An 18449-nucleotide genomic window follows, 5' to 3' on the forward strand; every position below is an offset into this window, starting at 1 on the left:
GAAGGCGTGGTATTGTACCCAATGGATAATGGCGGCGCATTCCCGGCAGGACGCCATGCCGACGGTCACCCGCACGAAACGGAGCCTTCATGTCAGACAAGCAGCCCCTGCGCAAACCCCAGGTACTCTCTCGCCAGTCGGTGGCACGCAGCCGCCTGTTCCACATCGAGTCGCTGGAGCTGCGTTTCGCCAACGGTGCCGAACGCACCTTCGAGCGTTTGACCGGCAGCGACCAGGGCGCGGTGATGATCATCGCCATGCCCGACCCCGATCATGTCCTACTGATTCGCGAGTACGCAGCGGGCTTCGAGGACTACGTGCTGACGCTGCCCAAGGGGCTGGTCGACCCGGGCGAGGACATCGTCACCGCCGCCAATCGCGAACTGATGGAAGAGTGCGGCTTCGGCGCCCGACGCATCGAGCCGCTGGTGGAGCTGTCGCTGGCCCCCAACTACATGCGTCATCGCATGCAGGTGTTGCTGGCCACCGAACTCTATCCCAAACGCTTGCCGGGCGACGAGCCGGAGCCGTTGGTGGTCGAAACCCATGCTCTTGAGGAGCTGCCGGCCCTGCTGATGCGCGACGACTTCCACGAGGCCAGGGCCATCGCCGCGCTGTACATCGCCCGGGACACCCTGCGCCAGCGCCGCTACGACGAACCGCGCCTGGGCTGGTAGCACCTGCAAATGGGCGATGGCGGCGCTATTCAGCGTCGCGCTCAGCCGTGGCGATGCAGGTGAGGTAGCGTGGCGCCATTCTCCTTGAAGCGTATCCAGCGACTCTGACGATAGCTGTCGAGTCCGGCCTCCAGCAGGGTCATGACCTCGATCGCCTCTTCCACGCTGACTGGCGGCAGGCCACCACCATCGAGCGCTTCGACGATGCCTGTGTAGTAAGCCAGATAATCTCCCGGCAGGCCGCCGTGCTCACGACGCACCATGCCCCCCTCGCCGCTTTCGTCGACCAGCGTCAGTTGGCCCGGACGCGGATCGATGCCCCAGTCGCGGGTCGGCGTACGCCCCTCACGCAGCCAGTTCTCCTGCGGGTCGCGGCCATACTTGACGAAGCTTCCGCGGGTGCCGTGCAGCGCCAATTGAGGCGTCGGCTCCGCCACCAGTGAGCTGGCGCGCAGGGTGACCCGCAGCCCGTCGTAATCGAGCAGAGCGTGAAAGTCGTCGTCCACCTCGGCGCCGTCGCGGGCCGCCATCAGGTCGAGCAGTATCGCCCGCGGCATGCCGAACAGCGTGCGGGCCTGATCGAGCAGGTGCGAGCCGAGGTCGTACCAGATACCGCTGCCGGGCTTGTGCTGCTCGCGCCAACGCTCGGCGACTTGCGGGCGAAATCGGTCGAAGCGCAGCTCCAGCGACACCGGCCGGCCGACGCCCTCTTCCTTCACCAACGCCTGCAGCGTGCGGAAGTCGCTGTCCCAGCGGCGGTTGTGGAACACGCTGACCAGCCGCTCGGCCTTGTCGGCCTCGGCCTTGAGCAGCCGCGCCTCGGAGAGCGACACCGTGAACGGCTTGTCGATCACCACATGCTTGCCGCCAGCGAGCGCTGCCTTGCCCAGGGCGAAGTGGGTCTCGTTGGGGCTGGCGATCACCACCAGATCGATGTCTGGCCGGCTCAGCAACGCCGCCGCCTTGGGCAGCACTTCGACGTCGGGCAGTACGGCATGCACACGCTCGGGCGCACTGCTGACCACGGCCAACAGTTCGAGGCCCGGTGTGGCCTGGATCAGCGGGGCATGAAAGAAGCGGCCGGCGGTGCCGAAGCCGATCAGGCCGACGCCGAAGGTCTGCTTGCGCATGTCGTCGTTCCTTCTTGCTGAGGGAGAGCCCAAAGCCGACGAACCGGGCCTGGGCCCGGTTCGTCGCATACGTCAGTCGAGCTTGCTGAGGTCGCGCACCGCCCCCTTGTCGGCGGAGGTGGCCAACAGCGCATAGGCCTTGAGCGCGGCCGAGACCTTGCGCACGCGCTGGATGCTGGGCTTCCAGGCCTGACTTCCGCGTGCCTCTTCCGCCTCGCGCCGTGCCGCCAGCTCGCTGTCGGAGAGCTGCACGTCGATACGGCGGTTGGGAATGTCGATGCGGATGATGTCGCCCGACTGCACCAGGCCGATGGCGCCGCCGGCAGCCGCCTCAGGCGAGACGTGACCGATGGAGAGCCCCGAGGTGCCGCCGGAGAAGCGACCGTCGGTCAGCAGCGCGCAGGCTTTGCCCAGCCCCTTCGATTTGAGGTACGAGGTGGGATAGAGCATCTCTTGCATGCCCGGACCACCCTTCGGCCCCTCGTAGCGAATGACGACGACCTCGCCCTCCTTCACCTTGCCGGCCAGGATGTGCTCCACCGCCTGGTCCTGGGACTCGACCACGTGGGCCGGCCCTTCGAACACCAGAATGGAATCGTCGACGCCGGCGGTCTTTACCACGCAACCGTCCACGGCAATGTTGCCGGAGAGCACCGCAAGACCGCCCTCTCTGGAGAAGGCGTGTTCGAGGTCACGGATACAGCCGTTGGCCCGGTCGCCGTCAAGGGTGGGCCAACGCGCGCTTTGGGAGAAGGCCACCTGGGTCGGCACCCCGCCGGGGCCGGCCTTGAAGAACTCCACCACCTCGGGTGACGGATTGCGCATGATGTCCCACTCATCCAGCGCCTCCTTGAGGCTCTCGCCGTAGACGGTGGGTACACGGGTATCGAGCACTCCGGCACGATCCAGCTCGCCGAGGATCGCCATGATGCCGCCGGCGCGATGCACGTCCTCGATGTGATACTTCTGGGTGTTGGGCGCCACCTTGCATAGCTGCGGCACCTCACGCGACAGCCGGTCGATGTCGGCCATGCCGAAATCGATCTCCGCCTCCTGGGCAGCGGCCAGCAGGTGCAGGATGGTGTTGGTGGAACCGCCCATGGCGATGTCCAGGGTCATGGCGTTCTTGAACGCCGCCTTGGAGCCGATGGCGCGCGGTAGCAGGTGCGCTTCGTCGCCCTCGTAGTAGCGCTTGGCCAGCTCGACGATGCGGTGACCGGCGGTCTCGAACAGGCGGCGGCGGTCGGCATGGGTAGCCAGCACCGTGCCGTTGCCCGGCAGCGCCAGGCCCAGCGCCTCGGTCAGACAGTTCATCGAGTTGGCGGTAAACATGCCGGAGCAGCTGCCGCAGGTGGGGCAAGCGCTGCGCTCCACCTCGGCCAGGGTCTCGTCGTCCACCGAATCGTCGGCGGCCATGACCATGGCGTCGACCAGATCGAGACCGTGATCGAGCAGCTTGGTCTTGCCGGCCTCCATGGGACCGCCGGAAACGAAGATCACCGGAATGTTGAGGCGCATGGCTGCCATCAGCATGCCGGGAGTGATCTTGTCACAGTTGGAGATACACACCAGGGCGTCGGCACAGTGGGCATTGACCATGTACTCGACGCTGTCTGCGATGATGTCACGGCTCGGCAGCGAATAGAGCATACCGTCGTGGCCCATGGCGATGCCGTCGTCCACGGCGATGGTGTTGAACTCCTTGGCCACCCCACCGGCCTTCTCGATCTCCCGCGCTACCAGTTGGCCCATGTCCTTGAGGTGCACGTGCCCGGGCACGAACTGGGTAAAGGAGTTGGCCACGGCGATGATCGGCTTGTGGAAGTCCTCGTCCTTCATGCCGGTGGCGCGCCACAGGGCGCGGGCGCCGGCCATGTTGCGGCCAGCGGTGGTGGTACGGGAGCGATATTCGGGCATGGTGTCCTCTTCGTGCGCATTGCGCTATACGGTTGACGCCGTCTTTGCCATCCAGGGATGGCGACGATCTAGGCCATGATTCTGTCATGCACGAGCCGAGGCGGCTAGACCACGAGGGGATGAGCGTCTGAAAGCGGCTCGGTGCCATACAGTACCCAGACGTCCAGCGCCGGGCCCAGCTCCTCGACCAGGCGCAGCTTGTCCGGATGGGCTTCCAGGGTCTGGCGGGCGCAGATGCCCGCCTCGAAGCGCCCTTCCAGCAGCCCCTCGGCCACCGCCACCGTGGTGGGTGCGTCGATCTCTTCGGCAAAACCCGAAAGGTCAGTGTAGTAGCGGGTGGCCGGCTGACGTGCCACCTGGCGCGGCGTGGCGATGTCGCGCTGCGCCAGCAGCACCAGCGGATGGCTGCCGGCGACGAAGACATCCACCGGAAAGACGCGGTGCATGTATCGTCCCACGCAGTCGGCGTGGCTGAAGTGGGCCGTGCACTGCAGCACCCGGTCAACCTCGCCCGCTACCAGCGCCGCGAAGGCCGTCGGGAAATCGTCGAAAAACCTCACCTCGGCATCGGCCAGACCGCGAGTCGCGAGATAGCGGCCCAGCACCAGCACATGGTTGTTCCCATCAGGCCCCAGCGTGGCAACGATCATGACATGACTCCTCAGTCAGCGATGCAAAAGGTCAGCGGCTCAAAAGGCGAAGATCACCAGCGCCCCGACAATCACCAGCACCACCCTCAGCCAGGCCGCACGCCGTGCGATCACGCCGTAGGAAATCGCCATCAGGCCCAGCGCGATCTTCACTGCATCGAAGATGGCGCCGAACGGGTCGAAGGCCAGACGAATCACGTCGGGATTGGCGACCATGGCCAGCGGGATGATGTAGAGCCCGATGCCCAGCGCCATGGCCTTCAGCGCCACCTTGAGCCAGTTCTCCCCGACCATGCCGGCGGCGATGAACACCCCGCCGCAGACCGGCGGCGTGATGGTCGAGAGCAGCGCGAACCAGAACACGAACAGGTGCGCCAGCAGCGGCTCGAGGCCCAGCGCGGTGAGTGCGGGCCCCGCCACCGAGACGCAGATCACGTAGGCTGCCGTGGTCGGCACCTCCATGCCCAGCACCAGGCAGGCCAGCGCCGTGAGCAGCAGCGCCGGCCACAGCATCTCGTTGGAAAGCGACAGGATGCCCGAGGTGATCTTGACCCCGAGACCGGTGAGCGACAGCACACCGATCACCAGCGAAGCGCAGATGATGATGGCACCGATCACCGCCACCTGACGTCCCGCGGTGACCATCGCCTCGGCCATTCGCGAGGCGAAGCCGCGCAGGGAGAAGGTCAGCGTCACGTCGAAGAACAGCAACAGCATACCGGCAAAGATGGCGATGCTGGCGGCGTACTGCGGCGTGTAGCCGCCGAGGAAGATGCGCTCGAGCAGCAGCACGAAGGGCACGGCGAAGAACAGCGAGGTGATCGCCACCTCCTTGCCGCTGGCGCGGTCCTCCGCTGCCATGGGGCGCAGGTCGTGACGGGTGGCGTAGGCGTTGATGCCCATCCACACGGTAGCGAAGTAGAGGATCGCCGGCAGCAGCGCCGCCGCCATGATCTGGGTGTAGGGCGTGCCGGTGAGCTCCACCATGACGAAGGCGCCCGCCCCCATCAACGGCGGCATGATCTGCCCGCCCGAGGAGGCCACCGCCTCGACCCCGCCGGCCAAGGTGCGCGGATAGCCCAGGCGCACCATGGTGGGAATGGTGATGGCGCCGGTAGAAGCCACGTTGGCCGAGGCGGAGCCGGAGATGGAGCCCATCAGCGCCGAGGAGATCACCGAGACCTTGGCCGCGCCGCCGGTCAGGCGTCCGGCGAAGGCGCTGGCCATGTTCATGAAGCCGCGCCCCGCCTCGCCGGCGTTGAGCACCGCACCGAAGATGACGAAGATTGCCACCACGCCGACGCTGACCCCGGTGAGCGAGCCCCACAGGCCACTCTCGGCGATGGTCAGGGTGCCGACGAAGCTCTGCATCGGCAGACCAGGATGGCCGAACTGGCCAGGAATGTGCTCACCGAATACCGCGTAGGCCAGCGCCGCCACCGCTACCAGCGGCAGCGGCCAGCCGATCGCCCGACGCGCAGTCTCCAGAGTCAGCACGATCAGGAAGACCCCTAGCGCCATCTGAAAATTGTTGTCGATGAAGCCGTACTGGTTGGCCAGCGCCTCCTCGTTGAAGGCGATGTAGCCGCAGGCGGCGATACCGAGCACGGTCAGCAGCCAGCCGCTCCAGCGCTCGAAGGGGGTGCGGGCGGCCAGGATGAGTATCCACGGCAGCGCCAGCGCCAGGTGAATGGGCCGGCTGACCAGGGCCGGCGTCAGGCCGTAGAAGATCAGCCCGAGATGAAAGCAGACCGTTACAGTGCCGAGCACCACCCAGGCGGGGTGCAGGCGAGGTACGCCCTCGGCGTCGCTGCCCGTCGTTGAAGAAGAGAGTGTCGATAACATGAAAATGGGGATGCCTTGCGACCGCAGCGGGGGCATCCTTGCCCGCGCCGCCAGCCTTGGTTAACGCAGCTCGTCGGGAATCTCGATGCCGGCTTCGTCGTAATAGCGCACGGCACCGGGATGCAGGGTGCCGGCAATGTTGCCGATCATGTCGTGGGTGATGCTGCCCCACCAGGCGGTCTCGTCCGCCATGGCATCGCGACGCTCCCAGAAGGTCTTGGTCAGCGTGTAGGCGGTGTCATCGTCCATGCCGGTAGTGGTATAGGCGATCACCGGCAGCGAGGTGGTCTCCACATCCTGATCGACGCCGGAGTAGGTGCCGGCGGGGATGGTCTGGCGTGCCGCACCGGTCTGCTCGATCTGCTCGTCGGTGAGGCTGACCAGGCTGATCGGCATGCTGGCGGCAGTTTCGATCACGTTGGGCGTGGGAAAGGAGCTGGCGGTGACGAAGGCATCGATCTGACCGTTCTTCAGCGCATCGGGGCCGCTGCCGATCTCGGCGTTGGCCACACGCACCTTGTCCAGCATGCCGAACAGCTCGAGATAGCGCTCTGCCTCACGCGCGCCGAAGGTGCCGCGCCCGATCAGGACATGCTTGCCTTCGAGATCCTCGAGCCCGATCACGCCCTCATCGCCTGCCGCCACGAAATGCATGGTGATGGAGGGAATGGGGAACAGGCCGCGAATCTCCTGGAAGCGCGGGCTCTGACGCTCGGCGAACGGTCCCTCGCCGGCCATGGCCTGTTCGACCAGACCGGGCGGCGTGGTGAACACATAGTTGCCCTGGCGCGCCATCACTTCCATGACGTTCTGCACCGAGCCCTGGCTCTCCTCAAGGGTCAGCACGACTTCGCCTCCGGTACCCCGGCGAATCGACTCGGACAGCTCGACCCCCATCTGATAGTAGGCGGTACCCGCCGACGCAGACTTGTAGGTGACCCGGGTTTCGGCCTGGGCGGAAAGCGCAGTGGCACCCAAGAGTACGGCCGTGGCCGAAGCCAGCAGAGTGCGGGTGAAGGTGAGCTTGCGGTTTGACATCTGTCTCTCCCTTATGGCGTCCAGCATCGCTGCGCGATGGCGTGCGTTTGTTGTAGTGGTCGATTCGTTATAAAGAAATGTCGTGCAAACGTCTATAATGCCGATTTTTTCAGACGAAGAATACCTAGGACATAGGATGCGAATCACGGCTGTACTGGGCGCCACCGGGGGAATCGGCAGCGCCGTCGTCACAAAGCTGATGGAAGCGGGCGATTTCGTCTTTCTGCTCGACCACGAACGGGCAGAAGCCCGGGCCAGCGCGCTGCTGACAAGATGGCCGGAGCAAGGCGCCTTCCTTGCCTGCGACCTGGCCGAACCGGCCAGCATCGAGGCGGCCTTCGCCCATATCGCGGCCCATGGCGCGGGCCTCGACGCCTGTATCAACGCCGCGGGCACGATTCGTCGGGGGCGCTTCGTCGAGGTGCCGAGGGAAGAACTCGGGGAGATGCTGCAGGTCAACGTCGGCGGTGCCTATCTGGCGCTGCAGGCCGCCGCCAGGCTGATGATGGTGGGTAACGGCGGACGCCTGGTCATCCTTGCCTCGGCCCATGGCTTGCGCACCACCTCCGAGCGCTCGACCTACGCCATGTGCAAGGGTGCCATGCTGGCGCTCGCCCGGGCGCTGGCGGTGGAACTCGGCCCCCACGGCATTCTGGTCAACGCCGTGGCACCCGGTCCGGTGAGCGCCGGCATGCAGGACGCCGAGTCCGAGTCACGGCGCCGCTGGCAAGCGGCCACGCCGCTCGGCCGGGTGGCCACCGCCAACGAGGTGGCCGCGGCCGTGGCCTTCCTGGCCTCAGCCGAGAACACTTTCGTCAGCGGCGAAACCCTGGTGGTAGACGGCGGCGCCAACGTTGCCATGTGAGGAGTGTCGGCGCCGCGCCGTCAGATACCGAAGGCAACCCTGGCCACGTCCTTGTAGCGCTTGGCGAAGTGCACCGTCATACCCTCCTTGAGGAAGTCGGGCAGTTCGTCATAGTCGCGGCGGTTGGCCTCAGGCAGGATCACCTCGAAGATCTTGCTGCGCCGCGCGGCGATGATCTTCTCGCGAATGCCGCCCACCGGCAGCACCTGGCCGGTCAGGGTCAGCTCACCGGTCATTGCCAGCGGCCGGTCGATGCCCTGGTGCCGCGCCAGCGACAGCAGCGCCGTGGTCATGGTCACCCCCGCCGAGGGGCCATCCTTGGGCGTGGCCCCTTCCGGCACGTGCAGATGCACAAAGGCCGAATCGAAGAAGTCGGCATCGACGCCATTCTCGGCGAGGTGGCCCAGGGTGTAGCTGTAGGCAATGTTGGCCGACTCCTGCATCACCTCGCCGAGCTTGCCGGTGAGCTTGAAGCCGCGGGTCAGCGAGTGCACTTTGCCCGCCTCGATGGGCAGCGTGGCGCCGCCCATCGAGGTCCAGGCCAGCCCGGTGACCACCCCTTCCCCCTTGAGCACCTGCTCCTGACGGAACAGCGGTGCGCCGAGGAACTCCTCGAGGTTCTTGACCGAGATACGCACCGAATCTCGATCGCCCTCCAGCAGCTTGACCGCCGACTTGCGGACGATGCTGTGCAGCTGCTTCTCTAGCTGACGCACGCCGGCCTCGCGGGCATAACCCTCTATCACCTGGCGCAGGGCGGCATCGGTGAGATTGATACGCTTGCGCGGGATCTTGTCGCGCTCGAGCAGTTTGGGCCATAGGTGGTGCTTGGCGATGGCCACCTTCTCCTCGGCGATGTAGCCCGAGAGGCGGATCTGCTCCATGCGGTCGAGCAGCGGCCCCGGGATCGAATCGAGAGTGTTGGCGGTACACACGAACAGCACCTTGGAGAGGTCCAGGCGGACGTCGAGATAGTGGTCGAGGAAGTCGACGTTCTGCTCGGGGTCGAGCACCTCGAGCAGGGCCGAAGCCGGGTCGCCCTGGAACGACTTACCCAGCTTGTCAATCTCGTCGAGCATGATCACCGGGTTCTCGACCTCGACCTCCTTGAGCGCCTGCACCAGCTTGCCCGGCATGGCACCGATGTAGGTGCGCCGATGGCCCTTGATCTCGGCCTCGTCACGCATGCCGCCCACCGAGAAGCGGTAGAACTCCCGGCCCAGCGCTTCGGCGATGGAGCGGCCGACGGAGGTCTTGCCCACCCCGGGCGGGCCGACCAGCAGCAGAATGGAGCCCCCCACGTCGCCCTTGAAGGTGCCCTCGGCGAGGAACTCGATGATGCGCTCCTTGACGTCCTTGAGACCGTCGTGGTCGCGGTCGAGCACCGTCCGGGCATGGGTCAGGTCGAGCTGGTCCTGGCTGCGCACGCCCCACGGCATCGAGGTGAGCCAGTCGAGGTAGTTGCGGGTGGTGCCGTACTCCGGTGAGCCGGTCTCCAGCACCGAGAGCTTGTCGAGCTCCTCCTCGATCCGGGTCAGCACCTTGGGCGGCACCACCAGCCCTTCGAGGCGGTCGCGGAAGGTATCGACGTCATTCTCGCGGTCATCCTTGGAGATGCCCAGCTCGCGCTGGATCACCTTGAGCTGCTCGCGCAGGAAGAACTCACGCTGACGCTCCTGCATCTGGGCGTTGACCTGCTCGCTGATCTCGGTCTGCAACTGGGCGACGTCAATCTCCTTGCGCAGCAGCGGCAGCACCTTCTCCATGCGCGCCTGCACCGGCAGAGTCTCCAGCACGGTCTGCAGCTCACGCCCCTTGGCCGAGGTGATGGCGGCGGCGAAGTCTGTCAGCGGCCCCGGCTCATGGGGGCTGAAGCGGTTGAGATAGTGCTTGAGCTCCTCACCGTAGAGCGGGTTGATCGGCAGCAGCTCCTTGATGCCGTTGATGATCGCCATGGCATAGGCGCGGGTCTCGTCCTCGTCGGCCTTGACCGGCTCGCGAGGGTAGCTGACCTCGACCAGATAGGGCGGCTTCTTCGACAGCCAGCGCTGGATGCGGAAGCGGCGCAGGCCCTGGGCAATGAACTGCAGCTGCCCCTCCTCGCCGTGCATCTTGTGCACCTTGACGGCGGTGCCGATCTCGGGGAAATGATCGTGGCCGAGCTCATCGACCGAGGTGTCGCCGACGAAGGCAACGCCCAGGGTGTGGTGAGGCGTATTGCCGACCCGGCGCATGGTCTCCTCCCAGCGCTCACGGTTGATCACCAGCGGCTGGACCTGGGCAGGAAAGAACGGGCGGTTGTGGATCGGCAGCAGATAGATACGTTCGGGCAGATAGTCGCTCGCCGGCACCACGGCGTGGTTGGCGACCTCGTCCACTTCGCCGTCGGAGCCCAGCGCCTCGTCGGATTCCCTTCGCGCCTGCCAGCTGTGCTCGTCCTGATCGTGTTCGCTCATGAAGACCTCGTCCTGAAGCTGTTGAAGCCGATTGTTCACTGCCCTGTGGAATGCGGGCAGCAGAGTCGAACTTCAAGTCGGCTCATGCAACGAGATGGTCGGGAGTCACCGCCAAAGCGGGGGCAATGGACGACTATTGACCCGCACCTGCCCACGGCCGACGTCGACTTCCAGCGTGCGCGTGTCCAGCGGCAAACCGAGCCACAGCGCCACCACGGTAGGCAGCTCGTACCAGGTGAAGTCGCCATCCAGGCGCCGTCGCCAGCGCGCCTTGACGGTGGGCTCGTCGAGGCCGACCAGGCTCAGCTCTTCGAGCCGGCGACCGTCGAAAAACAGAGATCCGTCGACCCGGGCCGATAGCCCCAGCATCGGGCTGTCCAGCTCCAGGCGCTGCAGGTCGAGACGCGGCGAGTCCTGCAGTACTGCCAGCAGATTGGGTTCGAGTTCACCCAGCAGTGCCTTTTGCTTCATGCCGTGGTGCCCACTGGCCGCCAGCTTGCGCAAACGCAGCATGCTGCTGCGAATCGCATCGGCGTTGAAGCGCGAAAGCTCCACATCCACCTGACCGGTCAACAGTACCTGTTCCGCGGTATGGATCTCGCCCAGGTCCAGCGCCAGCTGCATCCTCAGCTCCTGCTCGTCCAGCGAGGTGCGGTTCGACAGACGGATACCGTTTCCATCGAGTCTGAGCTGGGGCTGATGCCAGGTGAAGGATTCGATCTGCAGGCGGTCTTCCTGGGTGAAGGTGTGCGCGTCTTCGGTATAGGCATACTGGCTGTTGAGAATGGCCGGCCCCACCTCCAGGCGAGCCGCGCCGTCACTCAGCGACCAGGCGTCGAGATGGGCACGCATCCGCCAGTTGCCCTGCTCGCCGCTGAAGCGCAGCCTGCCGCCGCCGAAGACGAGCTCCCGCTCCTGCTGGGTGATGCGCAGCGGCGCCAGCTGCAGCCCGCCTTCCAGGGTGCCGGTCAGGGAGTGATAGCTGGCCTCCCACAGGGGCGGAGAGGTGGCCAGGGAGTCGCCGAAGAGATGCACGGCATTGGGGCCGTGGCGCAGCATGGCCTCGCCGTCCAGGTGAGTGCTGAGCACCCCATGGCGGGCACGATAGGTCAGCTCCAGTTGCCACAGGTGACCGAACAACGGCGCCAGGTAGATGCGTCCGGAAGAGGACCACCAGCCCTGCTCCACCTCGACCCGTTCGATGTCGATCTCCCCCCGCGCCTCGAGATCGGCGAGGGTACGCGCCATCTCGCGCTCGAACAGCCAGCTCGATACTGCCTGCGCGCTCAACCAGGCGAGCAACAGCACGACCAGCAGCGGGACGATGAGACGTTCCTTGCGCATAGCTTCGCCTCCCTGTGGTGATACATGCGCCAGACCGGTTAACCGTACCGGATGTAAACTAGTGCAACCAGAGCCACAGGTGCATAGTACTCCAGGCGTAGATACCGGCCAGAACGTCATCGATCATGATGCCGAACCCGCCCGCCACGCGCCTGTCGGCCCAGCGGATCGGCCACGGTTTGAAGACGTCGAAGATACGGAACAGCACGAACCCCCACAGCGCCGCCTCCCAGGAGAACGGTACCGCTGCCATGGTGATCCAGTAGCCGACGAATTCGTCCCACACGATGCCGGAATGGTCGTGAACGCCGAGATCCCGCGAGGTCTTGTCGCACAGCCAGACGCCCACCACGAAGGCGACCGCCACCAGCGTCAGGTACCAGCCCAGCGGCAGTTCGGAGAGCAGCCAGTAGAAGGGAATCGCGGCCAGGGTGCCGAAGGTGCCCGGTGCCCAGGGCACGCCGCCGCTGCCCAGGCCGAAGGCGAAGAAGTGAACGGGGCGCCGCCAGACGCTCGGTGGACAGCGGTTCATGGCTCGCCTCCCGGGAAGTGCTGCCAGCCGTGGGCACCGCCGACATCGACACCTCTCACGCCCGGCTCGGCGCTGACCGTGCCGATCGGAGTCAGTGCCAGCCCCTGCTCCGCCAGACGTCGACGTGCCTCGGCGAGGCTCTCGCCGGGCAGGCTGACCAGCAGCTCGTAGTCGTCGCCGCCGCACAGCGCGGCGCGATAGGCGCCTTCTTCACCCAGCGCCTCGCGCAATCCTGTCGCCAAGGGCAGTGCCTCGGGCTCGAGCCGCGCCCCGACGCCGGAAGCTGCCAGCACGTGTTCGAGGTCGGCCAGCAGCCCGTCGGAAACATCGATGGCGGCATGCGCCAGGTCACGCAGCGCCATACCGGCCACGAGCCGCGGTGTCGGCTTGAGATAGCGGGCCAGTAGCGGGTGGCCGAGGTCGCGCTCACCGCGCTGCCACAGTGCCAGCCCCCCGGCTCCGCCGCCCAGGGCGCCGGTCACGGCCAGGGTGTCGCCGGGACGCGCACCGGCGCGGGTCAACGCCTCGCCTGCCGCCACTTCGCCCATCACCGTCACGCCGATGGCCAGCTGTCCCCGCGTCACGTCACCGCCCACCAGGGCGGTATTGCTGGCCTCGCACAGCGCATGAAACCCTCGAGCGAACTGCGCCAGCCAGGCTTCGTCGTTGTGCTCGAGCGCCAGCGCCATGAGACACCAGCGCGGCTCCGCGCCCATCGCCGCCAGGTCGCTGAGACTCACCGCCAACGCTCTATAGCCGATCGACTCGGCCGGGGCATCGGCGGGAAAGTGTACGTTCGCCACCGAGGTGTCGACGCTTACCGCCAGCTGCCGCCCCGGGCGCGGGGCGAGCAGCGCGCAGTCGTCACCCACACCCAGCGGCACGCCGGCATCGGGGCCGGGTGCAGCGGGAGTGAAATGGCGGGCGATCAGTTCGAATTCACTGGCCACCGGGGCACCTTCAGCCGCGACGGGCCCTGACCTCGGCGCTACGCAACCGGGCGGCCAGCTTGTCGAGGATGCCATTGACGTACTTGTGGCCATCGGTGGCGCCGAAGGACTTGGCCAGCTCGACGCCTTCGTTGATCGCCACGCGATAAGGTACGTCCAGTCGGCGACTCAGCTCGTAGGCGCCCAGGCGCAGAATGGCCAGCTCGATGGGGTCGAGTTCCACCAGACGGCGATCGAGCAGCGGTGCGATGGCGGCGTCCAGGTCCTCGCGGAAGCGCACCACGTTGTGCAGCAGTTCATGGAACAGAGCCAGATCGGCGATCTGCATCACCTTGGCCCAGTTCTCATGATCCTCGAGATCGTCATCGGGCTGCTGGCTGCGGAACTCGGCCTCGATGGCGGTGGTCGACTTGCCGGTCATGTGCCACTGATAGAGCCCCTGAACCGCCAGCTCACGGGCCGCTCGCCGCGCTTGCTGGCCCGCGGATGGGGGGCGTTGCGGGCGCGATGCACTCATGAAGCGTCTCCGTTCTCGCCGCTGTCGCCGAAGCCGCGCAGCAGAGAGACCATTTCCATGGCGGCCATGGCCGCTTCGGCGCCCTTGTTGCCGGCCTTGGTGCCGGAGCGCTCGATGGCCTGTTCGATGGTGTTGACCGTCAGCACGCCGTTAGCGATGGGTGTATCGAACTCGAGCTGCAGATTGCCCAGCGCTGCATTGCAACCGCCCGCCACGTACTCGAAGTGGGGCGTGCCGCCACGGATCACCGCTCCCAGGGCGATCACCGCGTCGGGGCGCGCCACCTGCAGGGCACGCTTGACGGCCAGCGGCAGTTCCCAGGCGCCGGGTACGTGGACGATATCGATGTTCTCGGCGTCCACACCATGGCGCACCAGGCTGTCCACGGCGCCCTCGACGAGGCTGTCGACCACATGATGGTTGAAACGGCCTACCACGATCACGTAGCGACCATCGACGTCGACGAAGTTGCCTTCCAGTTGAGACAGGGTATGCATTGCTAGTTCCTGATGAAAATGGTCCTGCTGGATACGGTATCAATCCCGCTGAAGCCGAGCGAGCCGGTGAAAGCGAACACCCCACCGGCCCTTTGTTTTTTGGCGCGCCGCTCAGCCTTCGGCGTCGATTTCCCGCTCGCCCGGCGCGATAAGCTCGACCACTTCCAGGTCGAAGCCGGAGAGTGCCGAGAACTTCCACGGCGAGCTGAGCAGACGCATGCGCCCCACACCGAGATGGCGCAGGATCTGCGAGCCGGTACCGATGGTAAGGTAATTGCCGGCACCATCGGAGTCGCTGGTGCGCGGCAGACGCCGGCGCTCCAGGAAGACGTCGAACTGATCGCGAAAGTCCTGGTGCGGGCGGCCATCGTCGAGCAGCACGAACACGCCGTGCTCGACTCGGGCGATCTCCTCCAGCGCACTGTGGGTCGTCCAGTTGCGGCTCTCGCTCTTCTGCAGCCCCAGCAGATCGCGCATGGTATCGGCCAGGTGTACCCGTACCGTGGTCAGGGTTTCCGGCGTCGGATGTCCCTTCACCAGCGCCACGTGGTGAGCGTTCTGGATGCGGTCGTGGAAGACGTGCAGGGTCAGCTTGCCCACTGCCGTGTCGACCAGGGTGGACTCCACCGGCTCGACGGTCTGCTCGTTGTGGATGCGGTAGTGGATCAGATCGGCGATGGTGCCCATCTTGAGGCCGTGCTCAGCGGCGAAGCGCTCCAGCTCCGGGCGCCGCGCCATGCTGCCGTCGTCGTTCATGATCTCGCAGATCACGCCGCTGGGGTCGAAGCCGGCCAGGGCGGCGAGGTCGCAGGCCGCTTCGGTATGACCGGCACGGCGCAGCACGCCGCCTGGTTCGGCCATCAGCGGGAAGATGTGGCCGGGCTGCACGATATCCTCGGCACGGGCATTGCGCGCGGCGGCGACCTGCACGGTGCGCGCGCGGTCGGCAGCGGAGATGCCGGTGGTGACGCCTTCCGCGGCCTCGATGGAGAGCGTGAACTTGGTGCCGAAACCGGAGCCGTTGTCGCTCACCATCAGCGGCAGCTTGAGCCGCTCGCAGCGTTCACGGGTCATAGGCATGCAGATCAGGCCGCGCGCATGGCGCGCCATGAAGTTGATATGCTCGGCCTCGACCTTCTCCGCGGCCATGATGATATCGCCTTCATTCTCGCGATCCTCATCATCCATGAGGATCACCATCTTGCCCTGACGAATGTCCTCGATCAGGTCTTCGATGGGAGCCAGGCCCGTATGGGAAGATTGCACGCTGGAATCTCCGAATGTTCGAACGACTTCATGGGCGATACTGCACCGCAACAGAACATTGCCGTCAAATCGCACCACGTTGAATGGGCGTCAGAGTACATTGGCGCGGCTTCGGGCGCCAGTAGTGAGCACATTGGCGCGGCTTCGGGCGCCAGTAGTGAGCACATTGGCGCGGCTTCGGGCGCCAGTAGTGAGCACATTGGCGCCCCCCACATGTGGACAGCTCCGGGACGAGGCCGCCGGGGAGGCGCTGTGAATCCTTCCCTGGACGCTATTTTTTCCATCCATGGAAAAAAACCTCCCCTGCGCCCTGCCCCGAAGCTGATGATGCAGAAGCTGATCCTCAGTCTTGCCTGCGCTCCGGCCGCGCAGTGATCCGCCAATCGCGGCCCACCGCGCGCATGTCGAGAATCTCCAGCGGACGCTGCTGGGCCATGCGCGTCAGTCCCGGCAGGGCGAACAGCGGACGCGCCTCGCCGCCCAGCAGGGTCGGCGCGACGAACAGCTGCATCTCGTCGACCAGGCCGGCATCGAGCATGGCGCCGGCGAGCGTGGCTCCGGTTTCCAACAGCAGCTCGTTGACCAGCTCCTGCTCGGACAGGTAGCGCAGCAGCGCAGCCAGATCGACACGACCGTCGTCACCGGTAGGCAACACCAGCACTTCGGCGCCGGCCGCCTCGAGCCGCGAGCGGCGCTCGGGATCATATCCCGATACGGTAGCCACCAGGGTGCGTCCCGGCTCACGCAGGCAGGCGGCTGCCTGGGGCAGCCTCAGCTGGGTATCGACCACCACGCGCAGTGGCTGACGTTCGGCGATGACCTCGGCATCGTCGAGGCCGAGCTGCGCCGCCCGCACCGTGAGCCGCGAATTGTCGAAGATGATCGAGTCGACGCCGGTCATGATCGCGCTGGCGCTGGCCCGCAGCCGCTGCACTTCCGCTCGCGCGTGGGGGCCGGTGATCCACTGGGACTCTCCCGACTGCATGGCGGTGCGGCCATCCAGGCTCATGGCCATTTTCAGGCGCACGAAGGGCCGCCGACGGGTCATGCGCGAGATGAAGCCGGGGTTGAGCGCTTGCGCTTCGGCTTCGAGCAGACCCACCGTCACCTCGATGCCCGCCTCGCGCAGCATGGCGATACCCCGCCCCGCCACTTCGGGATTGGGGTCCTGCATGGCCACCACCACCCGCTTGACGCCGGCCTCGGTCAGTGCCACGGCACAGGGGCCGGTTCGGCCATGATGGGAGCAAGGTTCCAGAGTCACGTAGGCGGTGGCACCGCGAGCGGCCGCCTGCGCCATGTTCAGCGCGTGCACCTCGGCATGAGGTTCCCCGGCACGCTCGTGCCAGCCCTCACCGACCATCTTCCTGTTCTTGACCAGAACGCAGCCCACCCGCGGGTTGGGGTGGGTGGTGTAGCGTCCGCGGCGGGCGAGTTGCAGCGCTCGTGCCATCCATGCGGCATCGGTCGGCTTGGCCATGCTCTCCTCGTTCAACTGGGCAGGTTGGCTATGCTCGGCGGCAGGCAGCTTGGAGATAAAGCCTATTCTTCGGCGGTACCCGGCGGAAACCCCGGCTCCTGGGCCAGCCGATCGATCTCGGCCCGAAATTCGTCGATATCCTGGAAGCGACGGTAGACCGAGGCGAAACGAATGTAGGCGACCTGATCGAGGCGCTTGAGCGCCTGCATTACGGCCTCGCCGATGTCGCGGGCCTGGATCTCGCGCTCGCCGCTCGCCCTCAGCCGATGGCGTATGCGCTCGACGGCGGCCTCGATGGCCTCGGCGCTGACGGGGCGCTTCTCCAGCGCACGCAGCATGCCGGCGCGCAGCTTGTGCTCGTCGAAGGTCTCGCGGGAACCGTCGGATTTCACCACCCGAGGCATGACCAGCTCAGCGGTCTCATAGGTGGTGAAGCGCTCACCACAGTCGGTGCACTGGCGGCGACGGCGCACCTGGTCGCCGTCAGCCACCAGGCGGGAGTCGGTCACGCGGGTATCATGGGCGCCGCAGAAAGGGCAATGCATGGTATCGATCCGAACGTGAAGCGGGGCGACACGAGGTCGCGCGTGAGTCACAAATGTGAGCCAATTGACCCGATATTGTACCCACTCCCCCGCTGATCGCCCAGCACACAGGTCAAGCCGGCATGCCGGGCGCTCGATTCGGCGTCAGTGACGGTGCCCTTCTCCATGATCATGGTCATGGTCGTGGTCGTGGTCGTGGTCGTGGTCGTGGTCGTGAGCATCACCATGGCCGTGATGCCCCTCAGCACTCACCTCGATACGCTTGACGGGCGCCGTGATCTGCTGGGACTCACCCGTGTCGAAGCGCAGCTCGATCTCGACGGGCTCCCCCTCCACCAGCGGAGCAGTCAGCCCGATCAGCATCAGGTGCAAGCCACCGGGTGCCAGCGCGACCGACTCGCCGGCAGGCACGACGATCTCGGTGACCTTGCGCATCTGCATCACACCATCGACGTCTTCGTGGTTGTGCAGCTCCATGACCTCGGCAGCGGGCGAGTCTGCCTCGACCAGGGTCACGTCCTGCTCCCCTGGGTTACGCAGCGTCATGAAGGCAGCCGAGGCCTGCGAGCCGGGGGGCACGGCGCGTACCTGGGCCTCTTCGACGAGCAGCGACTCGGCAAGGGCCGTCAATGACACCAGCGACAGGCCGGCAGTGAGCAAGAGTGAACGGACCAGCACCATGATGAAACTCCTTGTTGTATCGTTGGCGTGCGCCAGGGAATCAGGCAAACAGCTTACTA

Annotated in this window: 17 protein-coding genes; 2 read left to right on the plus strand and 15 right to left on the minus strand. The window is 66.1% G+C overall.

Going from position 1 to position 18449, the window contains the following annotated elements:
- Window positions 1-89 precede the first annotated feature (89 nt).
- Entirely contained in the window at window positions 90-677 is a 588-nt protein-coding gene (gene nudE / locus HOP58_RS03555; RefSeq protein WP_234259587.1) for an ADP compounds hydrolase NudE, read from the plus strand.
- Window positions 678-718: 41 nt separating this feature from the next.
- On the opposite strand, the gene HOP58_RS03560 is transcribed toward nudE, so the two are convergent.
- The 5 genes from HOP58_RS03560 to HOP58_RS03580 all read right to left on the minus strand — a co-directional run bounded on the left by HOP58_RS03560 (window position 719) and on the right by HOP58_RS03580 (window position 7257).
- The gene (locus HOP58_RS03560; protein ID WP_234259589.1) at window positions 719-1807 is read right to left on the minus strand and encodes an oxidoreductase; all 1089 of its coding nucleotides are present in this window, start codon (window positions 1805-1807) and stop codon (window positions 719-721) included.
- A 72-nt stretch (window positions 1808-1879) separates the two neighbouring features.
- Window positions 1880-3724 carry a dihydroxy-acid dehydratase gene (ilvD, locus tag HOP58_RS03565; protein ID WP_234259590.1) on the minus strand — a complete coding sequence of 615 codons (1845 nt, stop codon included), beginning with the start codon at window positions 3722-3724 and terminating at the stop codon, window positions 1880-1882.
- 104 nt (window positions 3725-3828) lie between these two features.
- Window positions 3829-4374 (minus strand): hypothetical protein, encoded by a 546-nt coding sequence (locus HOP58_RS03570; protein WP_010627182.1) that lies wholly within the window; start codon window positions 4372-4374, stop codon window positions 3829-3831.
- Window positions 4375-4413: 39 nt separating this feature from the next.
- On the minus strand, window positions 4414-6219 hold the full coding sequence (locus tag HOP58_RS03575) for a TRAP transporter fused permease subunit (protein ID WP_234259591.1): 1806 nt from the start codon (window positions 6217-6219) through the stop codon (window positions 4414-4416).
- A gap of 60 nt (window positions 6220-6279) precedes the next feature.
- A complete protein-coding gene (locus HOP58_RS03580; protein ID WP_010627180.1) occupies window positions 6280-7257 on the minus strand; it encodes a TAXI family TRAP transporter solute-binding subunit in 978 nt (325 codons plus the stop codon).
- 136 nt (window positions 7258-7393) lie between these two features.
- On the opposite strand from HOP58_RS03580, the gene HOP58_RS03585 reads away from it, so the two are divergent.
- Window positions 7394-8122: an SDR family oxidoreductase gene (locus tag HOP58_RS03585; protein ID WP_234259593.1), complete on the plus strand. Its 729-nt coding sequence runs from the start codon at window positions 7394-7396 to the stop codon at window positions 8120-8122.
- Between the two features lie 20 nt (window positions 8123-8142).
- Here HOP58_RS03585 and lon read toward each other — a convergent pair whose 3' ends face one another.
- The 10 genes from lon to HOP58_RS03635 form a co-directional block, all read right to left on the minus strand.
- Window positions 8143-10578, minus strand: coding sequence for an endopeptidase La (gene lon, locus HOP58_RS03590; RefSeq protein ID WP_010627178.1), 2436 nt, complete (start codon window positions 10576-10578; stop codon window positions 8143-8145).
- Window positions 10579-10683: 105 nt separating this feature from the next.
- Window positions 10684-11922: a DUF945 family protein gene (locus tag HOP58_RS03595; protein WP_234259594.1), complete on the minus strand. Its 1239-nt coding sequence runs from the start codon at window positions 11920-11922 to the stop codon at window positions 10684-10686.
- A 58-nt stretch (window positions 11923-11980) separates the two neighbouring features.
- A complete protein-coding gene (locus tag HOP58_RS03600) occupies window positions 11981-12454 on the minus strand; it encodes a phosphatidylglycerophosphatase A (RefSeq protein ID WP_010627176.1) in 474 nt (157 codons plus the stop codon).
- Entirely contained in the window at window positions 12451-13404 is a 954-nt protein-coding gene (gene thiL / locus HOP58_RS03605) for a thiamine-phosphate kinase (protein WP_234259595.1), read from the minus strand. Before thiL ends, HOP58_RS03600 begins: the two co-directional genes overlap by 4 nt.
- A gap of 10 nt (window positions 13405-13414) precedes the next feature.
- A complete protein-coding gene (gene nusB / locus HOP58_RS03610) occupies window positions 13415-13921 on the minus strand; it encodes a transcription antitermination factor NusB (protein WP_234259596.1) in 507 nt (168 codons plus the stop codon).
- A complete protein-coding gene (gene ribE / locus HOP58_RS03615) occupies window positions 13918-14418 on the minus strand; it encodes a 6,7-dimethyl-8-ribityllumazine synthase (protein ID WP_010627172.1) in 501 nt (166 codons plus the stop codon). The genes nusB and ribE overlap by 4 nt, the downstream gene beginning before the upstream one ends.
- A gap of 111 nt (window positions 14419-14529) precedes the next feature.
- Window positions 14530-15684 (minus strand): bifunctional 3,4-dihydroxy-2-butanone-4-phosphate synthase/GTP cyclohydrolase II, encoded by a 1155-nt coding sequence (gene ribBA / locus HOP58_RS03620; protein ID WP_234259597.1) that lies wholly within the window; start codon window positions 15682-15684, stop codon window positions 14530-14532.
- Window positions 15685-16027: 343 nt separating this feature from the next.
- Window positions 16028-17164 carry a bifunctional diaminohydroxyphosphoribosylaminopyrimidine deaminase/5-amino-6-(5-phosphoribosylamino)uracil reductase RibD gene (gene ribD / locus HOP58_RS03625; RefSeq protein WP_010627170.1) on the minus strand — a complete coding sequence of 379 codons (1137 nt, stop codon included), beginning with the start codon at window positions 17162-17164 and terminating at the stop codon, window positions 16028-16030.
- A gap of 62 nt (window positions 17165-17226) precedes the next feature.
- Entirely contained in the window at window positions 17227-17709 is a 483-nt protein-coding gene (gene nrdR, locus HOP58_RS03630; RefSeq protein ID WP_010627169.1) for a transcriptional regulator NrdR, read from the minus strand.
- Between the two features lie 144 nt (window positions 17710-17853).
- Complete coding sequence (locus tag HOP58_RS03635) at window positions 17854-18390, minus strand: copper chaperone PCu(A)C (protein WP_234253651.1); 537 nt, start codon at window positions 18388-18390, stop codon at window positions 17854-17856.
- Window positions 18391-18449: the final 59 nt, after the last annotated feature.

It is taken from the genome of Halomonas sp. MCCC 1A11062, from assembly GCF_021404355.1.
GTDB lineage: Bacteria > Pseudomonadota > Gammaproteobacteria > Pseudomonadales > Halomonadaceae > Halomonas > Halomonas aerodenitrificans.